Origin of the sequence: Microbacterium sp. 22179, assembly GCF_052045715.1 — a bacterium.
Lineage (GTDB): Bacteria > Actinomycetota > Actinomycetes > Actinomycetales > Microbacteriaceae > Microbacterium > Microbacterium galbinum.
In genome coordinates this window covers 353833-369736 of sequence record NZ_JBQEPJ010000001.1, presented here as the reverse complement: position 1 = coordinate 369736, position 15904 = coordinate 353833, and the positions used below count along the sequence as shown (strand labels likewise).

The window sequence follows — 15904 nt, the reverse complement described above, 5'->3', positions numbered from 1 at the left end:
CCCACCGAACCGCGTCGTCAGACCACGTCGGCGAGCGCGGCGAGCGGGATCGCGATCCACGCGGGGCGGTTGCGCTTCTCGTACACGGCCTCGTACACGGCCTTGTCGGCGACGTAGGCGTCGAGCAGCGTGCGGTTGTCGGCGAGGATCTGCTCCTCCTCCCCCGGCGCCGCGGCATCCGCCCCGACCGACTCGGTACGGCAGAGCGCGCCGACGTAGGCGTCGAGGAAATGCCCCCGCGCCCGACGCGCCCACTCACGAGCGAGATCGGCGCGCAGATCGTCTTCGGCGTCCGGATCGGCCCCTTCCTCCGTCGCCTGCGTGAGGGCCACCGTGCCGGGCACGTAGTCGAAGGAGCGCAGCATCCCGGCGACGTCGCGCCAGGGTGAATCGGGGAGCGAGCGCTCCGCGAACGGGCGCCCCGGCTCGCCCTCGAAGTCGACGATGCGCCACCCGTGCGCGGTGCGGAGGGTCTGCCCCAGGTGAAGGTCGCCGTGCACGCGCTGCACGTCGAGCCGGCCGAGCGCGGCCACCGTCGCGTACATCGCCCGAAGGCGCTCGGCGTACGGTGCGAGTTCCGGCACGACACCGAGTGCGTGGTCGAGACGATCCTCCAGCGCACGCGCCAGGGCTTGCGCGGCGGCCGCATCACGCGTCTCCGAGGGGAACCGGCCCCGCAGTGCCGCGTGCACCTCGGCGACCGCAGTTCCCAGGCGCGCGGCCTCGCCGGCGAAGTCCGCTCCCGACTCCTCGACGCTCTGCGACGGGTTGGCGAGCAGTGATCGCACGCTCCCGGTCGCCAGTTCAAACCCGTCGGAAGCGGTGCGCAGGAACTCCTGCATCATCGCCAGCTGCACGGTCTCGCCGTCGACATCGGCCTCGACCCAGCCGTAGAGCGCGGCGACGTGCTCCGAGTGCTGCCGGGTGAGTTCCCGATGGATCTCGATGTCGGGATTCGCGCCCGGGGTCACCTTGCGGAACACCTTCATGATCGCGACGTCGTCGAAGCGGATCGACGAGTTGGACTGCTCGCCGCTCAGCGGGGATGCCCGCAGCCCCGGGTCGAGCGGATCGGTTCCCGGCACGCGATGGAAACGGAGTCCTCCCCGGTCGAACGTCGCGCCGTGCTCCGCCGCCACGAGCCCGTCGAGCCAGAGCGCCATGGCGTAACGATCGTGCACGGCGTCGTAGACGTGCCGGATGCGCCCCTCGTCCTCCGCCGCCCCGATGAACGCGTGGGCGATCGCCTCCTGCGGCTCGTCGTAGATCGACAGGGGGACCTGATAGGTCTCATGACCCGCCTCGCCGTCGGAGTAGTCGACGGTCACGAGGAAGACCGCCACCCGCACGCCCTGGTCCGGGCCCTCGAGGTCAGCGATCCGCCGCACCCGCGAGACGCGGAACGGCCGGCTCTTGCCGGCGAACCAGCGGGTGCGTACGAGGTAGTCCTCCAGGACTCCCGGAGCGACGACGTTCACAGCATCCCCCGTTCATCGGCATCGTCGGCGGGTTCCTGCAGCTGGAACCAGAAGAACCCGTGTCCGCCGAGCGTCAGCAGATACGGCAGCTCGCCGACGCGGGGGAAGGGCACGCCGCCGACCAGCTCGACCGGCACCATCCCCTCGAAGCGACGGAGGTCGAGTTCGACCGGCTGCGGGAACTGCGACAGGTTGTTGACGCAGAGGATGACGTCGACGGTGCCGTCGTCATTCGTGTGCTCGCGCGTGTACGACAGCACGGCGGGGTTCGATCCCCCGAGGTCGTTGAAGCTGCCGAGCCCGAAGGCCGGGTGCTTCTTGCGGGCGTGGATCATCAGCCGCGTCCAGTGCAGCAGCGATGACCGGTCCTCCTGCTGAGCCTCGACGTTCACCGCGAGGTACCCGTACACGGGATCCTGCACGATCGGACGGGAGAGCCGTCCGGGATTGGCGGTCGAGAAACCCGCGTTGCGATCCGAGGTCCACTGCATCGGAGTGCGCACGCCGTCGCGATCGCCGAGCCAGATGTTGTCCCCCATCCCGATCTCGTCGCCGTAGTACAGCACCGGCGATCCGGGCAGCGACAGCAGGAGTCCGGTGAACAGCTCGATGCGATCGATGTCGTTGTCGAGGAGCGGCGCGAGGCGACGACGGATGCCGATGTTGGCCTTCATCCGGGGATCCTGGGCGTATTCGCTCCACATGTAGTCCCGGTCCTCGTCGGTCACCATCTCGAGCGTGAGCTCGTCGTGGTTGCGGAGGAAGATCCCCCACTGGCACCCCGAGGGGATCGAGGGCGTCTCGGCGAGGATCTCGCTGATCGGGTACCGCGACTCCCGTCGGACCGCCATGAAGATCCGCGGCATCACCGGGAAGTGGAAGCACATGTGGCACTCGTCGCCGCCGACCTCGGGGTCGCCGAAGTAGTCGACGACGTCGGCCGGCCACTGGTTCGCCTCGGCGAGCAGCACCCGACCGGGGTACTCGTCGTCGACGATCCGCCGCACCTTCTTGAGGAAGTCATGGGTCTCGGGCAGGTTCTCGCCGTTGGTGCCCGGGCGCTCGTAGAGATACGGGACGGCGTCGAGGCGGAATCCGTCCAGCCCCATGTCGAGCCAGAACCGCATGGCGTCGATCATCGCCTCGTGCACCTTCGGGTTGTCGAAGTTGAGGTCGGGCTGGTGGGAGAAGAAGCGGTGCCAGAAGTACTGCTGGCGCACCGGGTCCCAGGTCCAGTTGCTGGGTTCGGTGTCGACGAAGATGATCCGCGCGTCCTCGTAGAGATCGTCCGTGTCGCTCCACACGTAGAAGTCTCCGAACGGCCCGTCGGGATCGTTCCGGCTCGCCTGGAACCACGGATGCTCGTCACTGGTGTGGTTCATGACGAAGTCGATGATCACCCGCATGTCGCGCGCATGGGCCGCGTCGAGGAACTCTTGGAAGTCGGCCGTGGTGCCGAGGTCGGATTGGATGCCCGTGTAGTCGGCGACGTCGTACCCGCCGTCTCTCAGCGGGGACGGGAAGAACGGCGGGATCCAGAGGCAGTCCACCCCGAGCCACTGCAGGTAGTCGAGCTTGTCGATCAGTCCGCGGAAGTCACCCGACCCGTCGCCGTCGCCGTCCTTGAAGGAGCGGACGAGGACCTCGTAGAACACCGCGGTCTTGAACCACTCGGGCGCGGGACTGCCCGGGGTGTCGGGGAACGGCTCCTGGGTGAGGATGGGGATGGATGCCGTGGGCGGTGCCGGATCGGCCGCAGTGCTCATGCGTTTCTCCCGTCTCGCAACATGCGCCCAACCTGTCACATCCGACCCCGGGAACGTCACCCCTTGCGGGTTCGGACGACGAAGGTGTACCGACGCGATGTCGGAGGGTGCGCCTAGCCTTTCGACACATGACCCGGCCCACGTTCCTCCCCGGGCCCTGCCACCTATGCGGCGGGGTCGACGGCGAGCGTCGTGATGACCGATGGATCTGTGCGATCTGCGGCTGGCGGTACGGGGATGTTCCCGATGACGACCTGCCGCGTCCTCGGGTCGACGTCGTCTACTACCTCCGATACGACAGACGGGTGAAGATCGGCACGAGCGCGCACCCCCGCCAGAGGCTCGCTCGCATCCACCACGACGAGCTGCTGGCGTTCGAGCGCGGCGACCGCGCACTCGAACAGCAGCGACATCGGGAGTTCGCCGAGTGGCGCGAGGGCGGCGAGTGGTTCGAGTTCAGCTCGGCGCTCGAAGCGCACACCCGGGGCCTGCAACGCGCCGGGCCGCCGTGGAACCAGTACGCACGCTGGGTGAGCGAGGCGCTGCGGCGGTGAGCGTCGCGATGGATGCGTTGCACCCGCGGTGCCATACTGGCGGCGTGTCCAGCCACGAGGAGAACGTTGGTGACGGTCGGCGCAAGCCGCGCGAGGGCGTCATCGGCTACTGCGGCGTGCTCGTGCTCCTCGTGGTGTTCTACGCCCTCTCGACGGCCCAGAGGTCGACGAATCCGAGCCCACTCGCGTTCCTGCTGATCCTCGCGACCGTCGCGGTCGTGTTCCGCGTCACCGGCGCGAGGGCCCTCCTGCAGCGCACCAGCTGGGTGATCCTCTCGGTCGCCGGAGCAGCGGCGGTCGTGGCGGTACTCTCGGGCACCGAGCAGAAACTACTCGACATCGGACTCTCGTCGGCGACGCTCGTGGCGCTGCTCATCGCGCCGGTCGCGATCATCGCCCACCAGATCCGTCGTCGAGGACTCAACCTCGAAGCGCTCCTCGCAGCGATCACGGCATACGTGCTCGTGGGGATCGCCTTCGCCTTCGCGTACAACCTGCTCGGCCTGCTCTCCCCGCAACCGGTGTTCGCCGATGCGCACGAGGACTCGCTGGCCCATCAGCTCTTCTTCTCGTTCACGACGCTGACGACCACCGGCTACGGCAATCTCGTTCCGGAGGGAACGGTCGGGCAGACGATCGCGGTCGTCGAGGCGATCACCGGCCAGCTCTTCCTCCTCACCGCCTTCGCTCGTATCCTGCGTGGCGCCACCTCTCCGCGCGAGGACGCACAGCCCGACAGTTAAATTGTGCACAACTGAATTGCGTGCAATACTCATTGCATGGCCGTGACCGATGAGATGGTGTGCTTCTCGCTGTACTCCGCCGCCCGCGCGACGACGCAGGCTTATCGTGCCCTCCTCGCGCCCTGGGGGCTCACCTACCCGCAGTACCTCGTGCTCGCGATCCTCTGGCATGAGGGCGAGCAGACCATCGGATCGCTCGGCGAGGCGATGCAACTCGACTCCGGCACGCTCTCCCCGCTCGTGCGGCGGCTCGAGCAGTCGGGGCTCGTGCGCAAGCAGCGCAGCTCCGCCGACGAGCGGGTCGTGACCGTGCAGCTCACGGCGGACGGTCAGGCGCTCCGCGGCGACCTGGCCAAGATCCCGGCCGAGGTCGCCGGGTTCTCCGGCATCCACGACGACGCGCACCGGCTGCGTCTGATCGGCGAGCTCCACGAGCTGACGCGCCTCCTCCAGGCATCCACTCCGACCCCCGCCGGCGCCGCTCGCGCCCGCGGCTCCGAATGACCACCCTCCCGGAAGGAAACACACCCATGGAAGCTCTCTACACCGCCGAAGCACTCGCCACCGGCGCTGGCCGCAACGGACACGTCGCAACCGACGACCGTCGCGTCGAGTTCGATCTCGCCATCCCGAAGGCGATGGGCGGGAGCGGCGACGGGGCGAACCCCGAGCAGCTGTTCGCCGCCGGCTACGCGGCCTGCTTCCACTCCGCGCTGCAGTCCGTCGCCCGGGCGCAGAAGGTGCAGATCGAGGACTCCTCGGTCGGCGCGCGCGTGCACATCGGTTCCAACGGCCAGGGCGGCTTCGGCCTCGCCGTCGAACTCGAGGTCGTGATCCCCACGCTCCCCCACGAGCAGGCGCAGGCCCTCGCGGATGCCGCGCACCAGGTGTGCCCGTATTCGAACGCGACCCGCGGCAACATCGACGTCACGATCACCGTCTCCGACGACTGAGACCGAAGGAGCAACTCCATGCACGCACTCATCCACCACACCTTCGGAGAAGCAGAAGACGTCCTCGCCCTCGAGGAGCGGCCCGTTCCCCAGCCGGGGCCCGGCCAGGTCCGTCTGCGCGTCGCTCTCTCCCCCATCCACAACCACGATCTGTGGACGGTGCGCGGCACCTACGGGTTCAAGCCCGAGCTGCCCGCCGCCTCCGGCACCGAGGCGCTCGGCGTCGTCGATGCCCTCGGCGACGGCGTCGAGCATCTCGTCGTCGGCCAGCGTGTCGCGACGGGTGGCACCTTCGGCGCCTGGGCCGAGTACATCGTCGCGAACGCCGCAGGGCTCATCCCCGTGCCCGACGGCCTCTCCGATGAGAGCGCCGCGCAGCTGGTCTCGATGCCCTTCAGCACGATCAGCCTGCTGCAGTTCCTCGATGTGAACGAGGGCGACTGGATCGTCCAGAACGCGGCGAACGGCGCCGTCGGGCGCATGCTCGCCCAGCTCGGCGCCGCACGCGGCGTGAACGTGCTCGGCCTCGTGCGGCGCTCGGCCGGCGTCGAGGAGCTGCGCGCGCAGGGCATCGAGAACGTCATCGCGACCGATCAGTCGGATTGGCGCGAGCAGGCCGCCGCGCTGACCGGCGGTGCCGCGATCGTCGCCGGGGTCGACTCGGTCGGCGGGTCGTCGGCGGGCGACGTGCTGTCGCTGATCGGCGAGGGCGGCACGCTCGTGGCCTTCGGCGCGATGAACTCCCCCGTCATGGAGATCGCCTCGTCCGATGTGATCTTCAAGCAGGCGACGGTGAAGGGATTCTGGGGCAGCAAGGTCATCCAGACGATGGATGCGTCCACCCGCGGAGCACTGTTCACCGAGCTGATCCAGCGCGTCACCGACGGTACGCTCACCCTCCCGGTCGCCGGCACCTTCGACGCCGCCGACATCGCGGATGCCGTTCGCCTGAGCAAGACCCCCGGTCGTGTCGGCAAGGCGCTGCTGCGCTTCTGACGCCCTCCGACCGGTATGGGCCGGGTCGCCGATGTCGGCGACCCGGCCCATACTGCGTTCATGGACATCTCACTGATCAGACCGGCAGGGCTCGTCAAGAGTCCCGCGTTCAGCCATGTCGCCGTCGTCCCGCCGGGAGCGACGACGATCCACGTCGGCGGCCAGAACGGCGTCGACGAGTCCGGGAGGATCGTCTCCGACGACGCCGCAGAACAGTCGATCCGCGCGGTCGAGAACGCGGCGATCGCTCTGGCGGCGGTCGAGGCGACGCTCGACGACGTGATCAGCTGGACGGTGCTGATCCATCAGGATGCGGATCTTCGCGCCGCCTACGGCGCGGTCGCATCGCGGCTCGCGCGAGACGGCGAGCCTCCGCTGGTGACCGCCGCGATCGTCTCTGCGCTCGGCGTTCCCGGCGCGCTGATCGAGATCAGCGCCGTCGCCGCCGTCGTGCGCGCCTGACGGGCGTCCGGCGATCCGGTGCCGCGATCAGGCGAGCGATGCACCGATCGCGGTGACGACGACCGCGAGGAGCGGCAGGGTTCCCTGCATCGCCGCAGCACGCGCCTTCGTCCGGTCCGCGAGCACGAGCACGAGAGCGGCGGCCAGCATCATCCCGGTGCCGGCGAAGACCAGGGTCAGCCCGATCGTGGCGAACCCGAACATCGTGAACCCGATGCCGAAGAGGGTCGTGAGCGCCAGGAAGAGGTTGTAGAAACCCTGGTTGAAGGCGAGCTGCTTCATCGTGACGGCATCCGCCTCGCTGGCGACGCCGAAGATCTTGCGGGTCTCGGGCTCGGTCCACTTCAGCGACTCGAGCGCGAAGATGAAGACGTGGAACGCGGCAGCGGCCGCGGCGAGGACGAGTCCGGCGATGAGCATCCTCCGATTGTCGCAGACTCGCGCCCTCGCGCGGGGCGTCAGACGAGGAAGATCGGCAGCAGTCCGGGATTGTGCGCGTGCACCAGGACGGCGAAGACGACGGCGTCGAACAGCAGGTGCACCGTGACCACGTAGGCGAGCGAATGGGTGCGCAAGAAGATGAACCCCTGCAGCAGTGCGAACGGGATCGTCAGGAGAGGGCCCCACTCCCGGTAGCCGAGTTCCCAGAGGAACGAGACGAACACGATCGACTGCAGCACGTTCGCCACCGCGTCCGGGAAGTGCCGGCGCAGCAGGGCGAACACGGTGCAGATGAAGAACAGCTCGTCCCAGATGCCGACCGCGCCGACACCGACGAAGAGGCGTGCGATCAGATCGGGGGTGTCGACGACGGGCCAGTTGGCGTAGACGCCGCTCGTGATGAAGTAGAACGGCAGGATCAGCCAGCCGAGCACGAGGACGGCGACGAGCCAGCCCCACTGCAACCGGCCCCACCGGCGGTGCGCCCGCCACGGGAAGGAGATCGCGCGGTCGCGATAGACGAAGCGCGACACGAGATAGGGCAGAGCGACCGCGCCACCGAGCGCGAGGGTGAAGCGCAGCATCGCGAGGTTGTCGAGTTCGGCGGCCAGCGGGATCACACTCACGACGAGCAGGCCGAGGGCGATGAGCGAGAGGTCGCGCATGAGCGAGGGAGCGGATGCCGTGACCCGTCCGCGTTCGATCGCCCAGGAGATGCCGATCCCGATCGCCAGCAGCACCCATCCGAGCCAGGCGATCTCCGCCACGAAGAACGCGGGTGCGGCGGCGCAGACGAGCACCGCCGGGACGATGCCCCGGGTGCGCACGTCGCTCCGCACGTCGGTCACGGGCGCGGGCGACGTCGGTAGACGAGGTCGCGGATATCGCGCCCCTTCGCGATGCCCTTGCGCTCGAAGGCCGTCATGACGCGTCCGTCGAAGCGCTCGGCCCACTCCCCCTCGAAGGCGCGCTCGAAGAGCGGTTCGGCATCCAGCACCTCGCGCATCTGCAGCGCGTAGTCCTCCCAGTCCGTCGCGAGACGGAGCAGGCCGCCGTCGACCAGTGCCCTGGCCGCGTTGTCGGCGAATCCCGGACGCACGAGGCGACGCTTCGTGTGCTTCTTCTTGTGCCACGGATCAGGGAAGAAGATCCAGGTCTCCGCGGCAGCGGCCTCCGGCAGGTACGACGAGAGCACCTCGGGAGCGTTCGCCTCGATGACCCGCAGGTTCTTCGCGCCCTCCCGGTCGGCATCGAGCATGGTGCGGGCGAGTCCCGCGCGGAACACCTCGACGGCGAGGAAATCGTCATCAGGGCGCGAGGCCGCAGCGGCGACGATCGCGTGGCCCTGCCCGGAGCCGATCTCGACGATCAGGGGGGCGTCGCGACCGTACTCGGCGGCGACGTCGAGGCGGGCCTCCGGGTGCACCGAGGTCCACGCGACGGCCCGCGGCACGTCGAGCAGGTAGTGCGGGGCGAGGTCGGTGAAGGCGCGGTCCTGCGCCTCGGACATCCGCCCGCTCCGGCGCACGAAGGACACCGGCTCGTCACGGAAGGTTCGGGGTTCGGGCATGCTTCCAGGGTAGCCGGGTGCATCCCCTCGACCGGTGCGTGGGTCAGTTCACGGGTTCCGTCACGAAGTCGATGAGTTCTTCCACCCGGCCGAGCAGCGCCGGCTCGAGGTCCCGGTAGCTGTGCACCTTGCTCAGGATGTGCTGCCACGCACGCGCGGTGTCGGCCTGGGTCTCGTGCGGCCATCCGAAGGCGCGGCAGATCCCGGTCTTCCAGTCCGTGCCCCGCGGGATCTCGGGCCAGCGCGTGATTCCGAGTGCCCGCGGGGTGACGCACTGCCACACGTCGACAAACGGATGCCCGACGATGCGCACGTGGCGCCCGTGCGGCCCCCGGGCGACGGCATCCGCGATCCTCGACTCCTTCGAGCCCGGCACGAGGTGATCGACGAGCACGCCGTAACGCCGCTTCGCGGACGGAGGCTCGTCGGCGAGCAGCTCGTCGAGGAGGTCCACGCCCTGCAGGTACTCGACCACGACGCCCTCGACGCGGAGATCGGCGCCCCACACCTTCTCGACGAGCTCCGCGTCGTGCTTGCCCTCGACGAGGATGCGGCTCGGCAACGCGATGCGCGCGCGCTGGTCTCCGACGGCGAAGGATCCGGATGCCGTGCGCTGCGGTGCCTGCGTCTTCGGCGCCGGGGGCGCCAGCCGCACGGGCCTGCCCTCGATGAGGAAGCCGCCGCCGAGCGGGAACAGACGCCTGCGGCCCTTCCAGTCCTCGAGCTCGACGTTTCCGCCCTGCACGCGGGTGACCGCTCCGCAGTACCCGTCGTCGGCGACCTCGACGACGAGATCGAGCTCGGCGGGGACCGTCGGCACCTGCTTCGCACCGCGCTCGCGCCAACCCGATGCGAGCACATCCGATCCGTACCTGTCGTCCATGCCTTCCAGCGTATGCGTCTCCGCTGAGGGCGAACGGCGATCCGCCCCCGGATGCTGTCGCGTGTCGGGCTGTGTGAATAGACTCGGGACATGGGGCTCGCCTGCCGGTCGGAGGGAAAACGATGAAGACACGGTGGCTGGCGCTGACCGCCGCGGTGGTCGCCGTCGCGGCGGGTCTTCTCCCTTCCGGGGCCGCCTCCGCGACCGATCCCCTCACGCTCGACTCGGGGTATGTGACCGATGCCGCCGGCGTCCTCAGCGCGAGCGAGAAGAACGCCGTCGAAACGCGGCTCCAGGAGCTGACCGAGAACTCGTCCGCCGACCTCTTCGTCGTCTTCGTCGACGAGTTCACCTCGCCGAGCGACCGCGTCGAATGGGCGGACACGACGGCGACGCGCAGCAACCTCGGTCCCGATCAGTACCTGCTCGCGATCGCGACCGATCAGCGCAGCTACTACATCTCCGCGGCCGAGGGCGGGCCGTTGAGCAACTCCCGTCTCGACGACATCGAGCAGGAGATCCAGCCCCTGCTCGCACAGGACGACTGGGACGGAGCGATCCTCCTCGCCGCCGACGAGATCCAGGGCGATGGCGGCGCGGGTGCTCTGCAGGTGTTCCTCGTCGTCGCCGGCCTCATCGCTCTCGCTCTGGTGGCGTGGCTGGTCATCGCTCTCGTCCGGCGGAGCCGCCGGGCAGCCGCGATCCGCAAGCGCGGGGCGATGCCGGAGCATCCGGATCCGGCCGACCCGTTCTCGACGCTGACCGATGAGCAGGTGCAGACGCAGGCGGGTTCCGCTCTCGTGCAGGCCGACGACGCCATCACCTCGAGCCGCGAGGAGCTGGGGTTCGCGATCGCGCAGTTCGGTGAGAGCGCGACGGCCGAGTTCACGACCGCCGTCGATCAGGCGAAGGCGAAGCTGTCGGAGGCTTTCGACCTCAAACAGAAGCTCGATGACGAGATCGAGGACACGGTGCACGAGCAACGCGCCTGGAACATCCGGATCATCCGGATCGCCGACGAGATCGACGACCTCCTCGACGCGAACACCGAAGCCTTCGACTCCCTCCGCAAGCTCGAGCAGAACGCCCCGCAGGAACTCGAACGCGTGCGTCGCGAGCGCGCCGCACTCGCGCCCGTACTCGCCGGAGCGGCCCCGGCCCTGGCGACGCTCTCGGCGACCTACGCGGCCGAAGCGCTGAGCACCGTCGCCGACAACCCCGTCCAGGCTCAGGAGCGTGCGGGCCTCGCCGACCACGCGATCGAGGCGGCGAACCAGGCGATCACCGCCGGCCGCACGGGCGAAGCAGCGTTCGCCATCCGCACGGCCGAGCAATCCGTCGCCCAGGCGACACAACTCGTGCAGGCGATCACGACGCTCGGCTCGGATCTCGCCGCCGTCGAGAGACAGGCGCAGGCGCTCGTGGCCGAGCTGCAGGCCGATGTCGCCGCCGCGCAGCAGCTCCCCGACACCGGCGGAGCACTCTCCGCAGCCGCGTCCACGACCCTGCAGTACCTCCAGGCCGCACAGGCCGATCTCACCGGTACAGCGCGCAATCCGCAGCGCGCGTTCGATGCCCTGTCCGCCGCGAACGCCCAGATCGATGCCGCGATCGCGCAGGGGCGCGAGGCGCTCGAGCGCACTCGGCGCGCGGAGCAGATGCTCGAGCAGACCCTGACCCAGGCGGGCTCCGAGATCCGCACCGCCCGGGAGTTCATCGAGACCCGACGCGGAACGGTCGGGTCCACCGCTCGCACCCGCCTCTCGCAGGCCGATGCGAGCCTGACGCAGGCGCTCACTCTCCGTGCCACCTCGCCCGACGCCGCGCTCGCCGAGGCCACCCGAGCCCTCGATCTCGCACGACAGGCGATCTCCTCCGCGTCCGCCGACGTGTCCGCCTACGACTCCCGTGGATACGACGGCTGGGGCAGCGGACCGTTCGGGAACTCCGGGGGCTCCGGCTCGTCCGGTGGATCCGGCCTCGGGGGCGACATCCTCGGCGGCATCATCGGCGGCCTCCTCGCGGGCGGAGGTGGAGTTGGCAGTCGATCCTCCTCCCGGAGCAGCGGCTGGCGCTCGAGCGGAGGCGGTGGATTCCGCAGCTCCGGCTTCGGGGGCGGCCGCTCCAGCGGCGGTCGCAGCGGCCGCTCGGGAGGTGGGCGCTTCTGAACCTCATAGGCCACTCGACAAGACTTCGATTCCGACCCTCTGAAAGGAACCTCGCATGACCAAGCAGTCCATCTTCGGACGAATCTCGACCCTCGTCCGCGCGAACATCAACTCGCTCCTCGACTCTGCCGAAGACCCGCAGAAGATGATCGATCAGCTCGTGCGCGACTACACGAACAGCATCGCCGATGCCGAGTCCGCGATCGCCGAGACGATCGGCAACCTGCGCCTGCTCGAGCGCGACCACGAAGAAGACGTGCAGTCGGCCACCGAGTGGGGCAACAAGGCCCTCGCCGCCAGCCGCAAGGCCGATGAGATGCGCAGCTCCGGCGACACCGCCGACGCCGACAAGTTCGACAACCTCGCGAAGATCGCACTGCAGCGTCAGATCAGCGCCGAGCGCGAGGCCCGCGGTGCAGAGCCGCAGATCGCCGCTCAGACCGAGATCGTCGACAAGCTCAAGAGCGGCCTGAACGGCATGAAGGACAAGCTCGGCGAGCTCAAGAACAAGCGCAGCGAGCTTCTCGCCCGCGCCAAGGTCGCCGAGGCGCAGACCAAGGTGCAGGACGCCGTGGGATCGATCAACGTGCTCGATCCCACCAGCGAGCTGGGCCGCTTCGAAGACAAGGTCCGCCGTCAGGAGGCCATCGCACAGGGCAAGATCGAGCTCGCGGCGTCGAGCCTCGACGCCCAGTTTGAGAGCCTCGAGGACCTCGGCGAGCTCACCGAGGTCGAGGCGCGCCTCGCCGAGCTGAAGGCCGGCGGCACCGCTCCCCGTCAGGCCATCGAAGGCAACTGATCCACCCCGCGGATGCCCCGGACTCGTCGTCCGGGGCATCCGCACTTCCTCTTTCCCGGGAGGCACCCATGGTGCGATTCCTCGTCGTCCCGCAGTGGCAGGGATCACCGGCCGCACGCGCGATGCTCCTCGTCGACGGCGCATCGGCCATCGCCGGCGACCTGCCGCGAGCCCGCACGACCACCCTCGACGTGCCGGTCGAAGCCGGCGAGTCGCTGGGGACCGGCGTGCGGCGGCTCAGCGCTCTGCTGCGCACCCGCGAACTGATCCGCGAGCACCTCACCGACGAGTACAGCGTGCTGATCGGTGGAGACTGCAGCATCACGGTCGCCGCCCTCGACGCGCTGCCCGGCGGCACCGACGACCTGGCCGTGGTGTGGTGCGACGCTCACGCCGACCTGAACACGCCGGAGACCTCTCCGTCCGGGGCGTTCTCCGGCATGGCGCTCCGCGCGATCCTGGGCGAGGGAGAGCCGCAAGTCGCGCTCACCGCAGCCCTCCCCCGTGAGCGCATCGTCACGGTCGGAATGCGTGCCCTCGATGATGCCGAGGTCGACGAGATCTCTTCGTTCGCCCACCTGCAGGTCGCCGACCTCGACGACACGGACGCGCTGCTCGATGCCGTCCGCGCGACCGGCGCCTCACGGGTCTGGGTGCACATCGACGTCGATGTGCTCGATCCGGCCGAGATCACCGGGGTCTCCGATCCCGCGCCGTTCGGCACGACCCCGGCGGCGCTCGCCTCGGCCATCCGCCGACTCCGCGAAGACATCCCGCTCGCGGGTGCCACGATCTCGGGCTTCGCCCCGCGCACGCCCGCCGACGCGGTGGACGACCTCGGTGCGATCCTGCGTCTGATCGGTGCCGTCGCATGACGACGGACTGGAGACCCGCGGCCGAGGAGGCGCTGGCCCGCGGCCGACGCTTCGACCGCCGCATCCCCTCCTTCCTCCTCCGCTCCCCCGTGAGCCGGATCGGCTACGCCTGGGGGACGGCCGTGGGATGGCTCTGGGGGTCGCTGTGGAGCACCGGTCCCGTCGAACGCCGCGGCGGACTCTGGATCTTCCGGGGAATGCCGACGTGGACCTTCAACCGCGGCGGCGTGTGCGTCGGAGGGTGCTTCCTCACCGGCGACGCGCGTCCGACCGACGCCGTCCTGCGTCACGAAGCGGTCCACAAGGCTCAGTGGCTGCGGTACGGCTTCCTCATGCCGGTGCTGTACTTCGTCGCCGGGCGCGACCCGCTGCGCAACCGCTTCGAGATCGAAGCCGGGCTGGAGGACGGCAACTACGTGCGCCGCTCCCGCTGACGGTCAGCGATGGATCGGAACGTTCAGCGATCGATCGGAAGCAGACCGAAGCGCTCGGGAGCGTGGATCGACGTCGCCTCGACCGCGAGGCTCGTCGTGAGGTGATCGACGATGTCGGCGGTGCCGAGGTAACCGCCGAGAAGCGTGACCTGGGTGGAGACCTCGTCATCGCAGAGCATCTCGTCGGCCCACGCGCACGTGGCGCGCGCGAGTGCCTGACCCGGGGCGCAGGAACGACCGGAACCCGGAGCACCCGAGCGGTCTGCGCGTGCCAGCCAGGTCACGGTCATGCGTGCCGGCGCGTCGATGACCTGGATATCGGCAGCGGTCGGGACTTCGATGAAGATCCGGCCCGATGCGCACAGCGGGAGCGTGGCGAGGAACATCTCGAGGTCGACGAGCGACTTCTCATCGGCCGTCACGAGGTGGTGCGAGCGCTGACGAGCGGCACGGCGCGCTGCGCGTGTGCTGCGGATGTCGAACGAGGTGTCCATGGTTCCTCCATCGTAACACCGATGAAGGCATGCCTAACCTTGCTCTGCGATTCGCCTCACTCGACGGGCTCGACGAGAGCCGCTGTCAGCGCCGCGAGTTCGGCATCCGTCATCCCCTGCGCCCGCAGATAGTCGGCCGCCGACCCCCAGCGCTCGTCGACCATCTCGAGAAGACGGCGCATCACCGGAGCCGGAGACTGCGTCGCGAGAGCGACGGCGTTGACGGCTTCGGGGTGGAGCTCGGTCAGGTATGCGGCGATCCGACGGTTCCGCTCGGGTGGGAGCTGCGACTCGGTCAGCGCATAGTCCTCGATCACCGCCTCCCGATCGGCACCCACCGCCGACAGTGCCAGTGCGACCGTCACCCCGGTGCGGTCCTTGCCGACCGTGCAGTGGACGAGCGTCGGCTCCCCCGCCGCGATGATGCGGATGGCCTCGACGAGCCTCCCACCGCTCTCCTCGAGGAGATGCAGGTAGAGGTCTTCGAGACTCGTGTCGGTCTCGAAGAACGAGCGCACGGACCCCAGGAACAGCGGGAGGTGGGTGGTGTCCGGACCGACGATCTCGCTGGGCTCCGCCGCCACCTCCTCGCCGTCGCGCAGATCGACGATGTGCGCGACACGGCCGCGGAGCTCCTCGGCCCCCTTCGCCGTCGCTCCGGAGAGCTGACCGGAGCGCAACAGGATGCCCTGACGGATGCGACCGCCTGCCGCCGGCATCCCGCCGACGTCGCGGACGTTGTTGACGCCGCCGACGTCGAGCACGCTCATGGTCGGGCCTGCGGCGAACGGGCCGGTACGGGGTATCGCCCGGCGACCACGACGCGGTTGAACGCGTTGATCGACACGCACGCCCAGCTCAGGGCCGCGTACTCCTTCTCGGTGAACACGCTGCCGACGCGGTTGTACACCTCGTCGGACACCCCCTCGTCCGAAATGAACGTGAACGCCTCGGCGAGTTCGAGCGCCGCGCGTTCGCGCTCGCTGAACACGCCGCTCTCGCGCCAGGTCGCGATCTGCATCATGGTGTCGGCGTCGATACCGGCAGCCTCGGCACGGTCGACGTGGATGCGTGTGCAGTAGGCGCAGCCGTTGAGCTGCGAGCAGTGGATCATGACGAGCTCCTTGAGACGATCGTCGATGCCATTGGCGGCGCAGATCTCTCCGACGGTGCGGGAGAACGCATCGAGGGCCTGGTAGGCGGTCGGCTCGGTCTTGGAGAGGTGCACTCGCGTCTCGCTCATGACTCCATGATATTCGGCTGTCGGTGTCGGACGGCCGACGCATTC

The 15904-nt window shown here is 69.2% G+C and carries 19 protein-coding genes; 10 read left to right on the top strand and 9 right to left on the bottom strand.

What is annotated here, in order from left to right; all coding sequences use genetic code 11:
* Positions 1-17: 17 nt before the first annotated feature.
* A complete protein-coding gene (locus ACTJKK_RS01695) occupies positions 18-1478 on the bottom strand; it encodes a maltokinase N-terminal cap-like domain-containing protein (RefSeq protein WP_440746784.1) in 1461 nt (486 codons plus the stop codon).
* Positions 1475-3244 carry a maltose alpha-D-glucosyltransferase gene (gene treS, locus ACTJKK_RS01690; protein WP_247622805.1) on the bottom strand — a complete coding sequence of 590 codons (1770 nt, stop codon included), beginning with the start codon at positions 3242-3244 and terminating at the stop codon, positions 1475-1477. The genes ACTJKK_RS01695 and treS overlap by 4 nt, the downstream gene beginning before the upstream one ends.
* A 128-nt stretch (positions 3245-3372) precedes the next feature.
* Between treS and ACTJKK_RS01685 the strand changes: the two genes are divergently transcribed.
* From ACTJKK_RS01685 to ACTJKK_RS01660, 6 genes are read left to right on the top strand one after another with little or no spacing between them, the layout of a single operon-like run.
* On the top strand, positions 3373-3798 hold the full coding sequence (locus tag ACTJKK_RS01685) for a GIY-YIG nuclease family protein (RefSeq protein WP_440746783.1): 426 nt from the start codon (positions 3373-3375) through the stop codon (positions 3796-3798).
* A gap of 44 nt (positions 3799-3842) precedes the next feature.
* Positions 3843-4541 carry an ion channel gene (locus ACTJKK_RS01680; RefSeq protein ID WP_440746782.1) on the top strand — a complete coding sequence of 233 codons (699 nt, stop codon included), beginning with the start codon at positions 3843-3845 and terminating at the stop codon, positions 4539-4541.
* Positions 4542-4577: 36 nt separating this feature from the next.
* Complete coding sequence (locus ACTJKK_RS01675; RefSeq protein WP_440746781.1) at positions 4578-5045, top strand: MarR family winged helix-turn-helix transcriptional regulator; 468 nt, start codon at positions 4578-4580, stop codon at positions 5043-5045.
* Between the two features lie 26 nt (positions 5046-5071).
* A complete protein-coding gene (locus ACTJKK_RS01670; protein WP_247622809.1) occupies positions 5072-5494 on the top strand; it encodes an organic hydroperoxide resistance protein in 423 nt (140 codons plus the stop codon).
* A gap of 18 nt (positions 5495-5512) precedes the next feature.
* Complete coding sequence (locus ACTJKK_RS01665) at positions 5513-6490, top strand: zinc-binding dehydrogenase (protein ID WP_440746780.1); 978 nt, start codon at positions 5513-5515, stop codon at positions 6488-6490.
* Between the two features lie 60 nt (positions 6491-6550).
* Positions 6551-6952 (top strand): RidA family protein, encoded by a 402-nt coding sequence (locus tag ACTJKK_RS01660; protein ID WP_440746779.1) that lies wholly within the window; start codon positions 6551-6553, stop codon positions 6950-6952.
* A 27-nt stretch (positions 6953-6979) separates the two neighbouring features.
* On the opposite strand, the gene ACTJKK_RS01655 is transcribed toward ACTJKK_RS01660, so the two are convergent.
* The 4 genes from ACTJKK_RS01655 to ACTJKK_RS01640 are packed head-to-tail and all read right to left on the bottom strand — an operon-like array spanning position 6980 to position 9846.
* Positions 6980-7372, bottom strand: a complete 393-nt coding sequence (locus ACTJKK_RS01655; protein ID WP_247632452.1) for a DUF1304 domain-containing protein — start codon at positions 7370-7372, stop codon at positions 6980-6982.
* 38 nt (positions 7373-7410) lie between these two features.
* Positions 7411-8232: a CPBP family intramembrane glutamic endopeptidase gene (locus ACTJKK_RS01650; protein WP_440747198.1), complete on the bottom strand. Its 822-nt coding sequence runs from the start codon at positions 8230-8232 to the stop codon at positions 7411-7413.
* 5 nt (positions 8233-8237) lie between these two features.
* Positions 8238-8963: a tRNA (guanosine(46)-N7)-methyltransferase TrmB gene (gene trmB, locus ACTJKK_RS01645; RefSeq protein WP_440746778.1), complete on the bottom strand. Its 726-nt coding sequence runs from the start codon at positions 8961-8963 to the stop codon at positions 8238-8240.
* Positions 8964-9006: 43 nt separating this feature from the next.
* Positions 9007-9846, bottom strand: coding sequence for a DUF3097 domain-containing protein (locus tag ACTJKK_RS01640; protein WP_440746777.1), 840 nt, complete (start codon positions 9844-9846; stop codon positions 9007-9009).
* 122 nt (positions 9847-9968) lie between these two features.
* Here ACTJKK_RS01640 and ACTJKK_RS01635 point away from each other — a divergent pair, with 122 nt between their 5' ends.
* The 4 genes from ACTJKK_RS01635 to ACTJKK_RS01620 all read left to right on the top strand — a co-directional run bounded on the left by ACTJKK_RS01635 (position 9969) and on the right by ACTJKK_RS01620 (position 14122).
* The gene (locus tag ACTJKK_RS01635) at positions 9969-12014 is read left to right on the top strand and encodes a TPM domain-containing protein (RefSeq protein ID WP_440746776.1); all 2046 of its coding nucleotides are present in this window, start codon (positions 9969-9971) and stop codon (positions 12012-12014) included.
* 55 nt (positions 12015-12069) lie between these two features.
* Positions 12070-12813 (top strand): PspA/IM30 family protein, encoded by a 744-nt coding sequence (locus ACTJKK_RS01630; protein WP_440746775.1) that lies wholly within the window; start codon positions 12070-12072, stop codon positions 12811-12813.
* 68 nt (positions 12814-12881) lie between these two features.
* Entirely contained in the window at positions 12882-13688 is an 807-nt protein-coding gene (locus tag ACTJKK_RS01625) for an arginase family protein (protein ID WP_440746774.1), read from the top strand.
* The gene (locus ACTJKK_RS01620; protein ID WP_247632458.1) at positions 13685-14122 is read left to right on the top strand and encodes a Fe-S oxidoreductase; all 438 of its coding nucleotides are present in this window, start codon (positions 13685-13687) and stop codon (positions 14120-14122) included. Before ACTJKK_RS01625 ends, ACTJKK_RS01620 begins: the two co-directional genes overlap by 4 nt.
* 23 nt (positions 14123-14145) lie before the next feature.
* Here the strand turns inward: ACTJKK_RS01620 and ACTJKK_RS01615 are convergent, their stop codons facing one another.
* From ACTJKK_RS01615 to ACTJKK_RS01605, 3 genes are read right to left on the bottom strand one after another with little or no spacing between them, the layout of a single operon-like run.
* The gene (locus ACTJKK_RS01615; protein ID WP_440746773.1) at positions 14146-14616 is read right to left on the bottom strand and encodes an SIP domain-containing protein; all 471 of its coding nucleotides are present in this window, start codon (positions 14614-14616) and stop codon (positions 14146-14148) included.
* A 56-nt stretch (positions 14617-14672) separates the two neighbouring features.
* Positions 14673-15386: a tyrosine-protein phosphatase gene (locus tag ACTJKK_RS01610; RefSeq protein ID WP_440746772.1), complete on the bottom strand. Its 714-nt coding sequence runs from the start codon at positions 15384-15386 to the stop codon at positions 14673-14675.
* Positions 15383-15859 (bottom strand): carboxymuconolactone decarboxylase family protein, encoded by a 477-nt coding sequence (locus tag ACTJKK_RS01605; protein ID WP_440746771.1) that lies wholly within the window; start codon positions 15857-15859, stop codon positions 15383-15385. The genes ACTJKK_RS01610 and ACTJKK_RS01605 overlap by 4 nt, the downstream gene beginning before the upstream one ends.
* Positions 15860-15904 lie beyond the last annotated feature (45 nt).

Coding starts and splice junctions, on each gene's coding strand:
- treS (WP_247622805.1), bottom strand. CDS start 3,244: ATGAGCACTGCGGCCGATCCGGCACCGCCCACGGCATCCATCCCCATC.
- ACTJKK_RS01685 (WP_440746783.1), top strand. CDS start 3,373: ATGACCCGGCCCACGTTCCTCCCCGGGCCCTGCCACCTATGCGGCGGG.
- ACTJKK_RS01675 (WP_440746781.1), top strand. CDS start 4,578: ATGGCCGTGACCGATGAGATGGTGTGCTTCTCGCTGTACTCCGCCGCC.
- ACTJKK_RS01670 (WP_247622809.1), top strand. CDS start 5,072: ATGGAAGCTCTCTACACCGCCGAAGCACTCGCCACCGGCGCTGGCCGC.
- ACTJKK_RS01665 (WP_440746780.1), top strand. CDS start 5,513: ATGCACGCACTCATCCACCACACCTTCGGAGAAGCAGAAGACGTCCTC.
- ACTJKK_RS01660 (WP_440746779.1), top strand. CDS start 6,551: ATGGACATCTCACTGATCAGACCGGCAGGGCTCGTCAAGAGTCCCGCG.
- ACTJKK_RS01655 (WP_247632452.1), bottom strand. CDS start 7,372: ATGCTCATCGCCGGACTCGTCCTCGCCGCGGCCGCTGCCGCGTTCCAC.
- trmB (WP_440746778.1), bottom strand. CDS start 8,963: ATGCCCGAACCCCGAACCTTCCGTGACGAGCCGGTGTCCTTCGTGCGC.
- ACTJKK_RS01640 (WP_440746777.1), bottom strand. CDS start 9,846: ATGGACGACAGGTACGGATCGGATGTGCTCGCATCGGGTTGGCGCGAG.
- ACTJKK_RS01635 (WP_440746776.1), top strand. CDS start 9,969: ATGAAGACACGGTGGCTGGCGCTGACCGCCGCGGTGGTCGCCGTCGCG.
- ACTJKK_RS01630 (WP_440746775.1), top strand. CDS start 12,070: ATGACCAAGCAGTCCATCTTCGGACGAATCTCGACCCTCGTCCGCGCG.
- ACTJKK_RS01625 (WP_440746774.1), top strand. CDS start 12,882: ATGGTGCGATTCCTCGTCGTCCCGCAGTGGCAGGGATCACCGGCCGCA.
- ACTJKK_RS01620 (WP_247632458.1), top strand. CDS start 13,685: ATGACGACGGACTGGAGACCCGCGGCCGAGGAGGCGCTGGCCCGCGGC.
- ACTJKK_RS01615 (WP_440746773.1), bottom strand. CDS start 14,616: ATGGACACCTCGTTCGACATCCGCAGCACACGCGCAGCGCGCCGTGCC.
- ACTJKK_RS01610 (WP_440746772.1), bottom strand. CDS start 15,386: ATGAGCGTGCTCGACGTCGGCGGCGTCAACAACGTCCGCGACGTCGGC.
- ACTJKK_RS01605 (WP_440746771.1), bottom strand. CDS start 15,859: ATGAGCGAGACGCGAGTGCACCTCTCCAAGACCGAGCCGACCGCCTAC.